The 1,221-nt window shown below is 36.6% G+C and carries 1 protein-coding gene; it reads left to right on the plus strand.

Features of this window, described 5'->3' with window-relative positions:
• Positions 1-316: 316 nt before the first annotated feature.
• Positions 317-1,221, plus strand: a 905-nt coding sequence (locus AC1DTM_RS27310; protein WP_477001360.1) for an aldo/keto reductase family protein, incomplete at its 3' end; no start/stop codon positions are given.

Here is a 1,221-nt window from a genome sequence, read left to right on the forward strand (position 1 = left end):
ATTGTATGGAAATCGGGCAGACTAATCCTATTTTTTATAAATTGAAATTTATTTAATTTCAACATTTAAAAATAAGATTAGTTAATCATCGTCCACCCATCATTCCTTTCCGTCGTTAGTAACCATATTGTACCATAGTAGTACTGTATGAGTAAATGTAATTATATGTGATACTGCTTTAGATTTTACTATCATGTAAACTTCTACGCGCTCCCACTTATATATTTTTTATATAAGTCTCCAATAAATTATATATTATACATATTAAATTTCAGTTCTTATAATGAAGATATCATTTTAAAAGGAGGATACTACAATGGAGTTTAGCAAACTAGGAAACAGTGGATTAACAGTAAGTAAGATTGCATACGGGAACTGGATAAACCATGGTGGAAAAGTAAATGAAGATACTGCAAATGATTGTGTGAAAACCGCACTAGATGTCGGAATTACAACGTTTGATACTGCTGATGTTTATTCGGACACGATAGCCGAAGAAGTACTTGGCCGATCTTTAAAAGGTATACGCCGAGAAAGTATAGAACTATGTACAAAAGTATGTCATCCGACCGGACCTGGAAAAAATGATCGTGGATTATCGCGAAAACATATTATAGAAAATTGTAATGCATCATTAAAACGGTTGCAGACAGACTACATTGATGTCTATTATGCACATAGATTTGATACAACAACTCCCCTTGAAGAAACGATGTTAGCTTTTGCTGATCTTGTAAGACAAGGTAAAGTCCTTTACTTAGGCGTAAGTGAGTGGACATCAGAACAAATTACCCGCGGTGCAGCACTTGCACGAGAATTGAACATTCCACTTATCGCTAGCCAACCTCAATATTCGATGTTGTGGCGAGTTATTGAAACTGATGTAATACCAACATGTCAACGTGAGGGACTTGGTCAAGTTGTTTGGTCTCCCCTTGCACAAGGTATTCTCACAGGAAAATATCAACCTGGTAAACCATTGCCGAATCAATCACGTGCTAACTCTGATGCTGGTAAACCATTTTTCCAAAAACTCGTGCAACGTTGGATGAGTGATGATGTACTTACTGCAATTCAGAAACTTAATCCCATCGCGCAAGAAACTAATCTTACCTTATCTCAACTCGCAGTTGCTTGGGTACTACAAAATCCAGCTGTTTCCTCTGCAATTATTGGCGCATCAAATCCGGAGCAAATAAGAGAAAATGCAGTTGCTTCTAG

This window comes from Bacillus sp. P4_D3, from assembly GCF_056401855.1.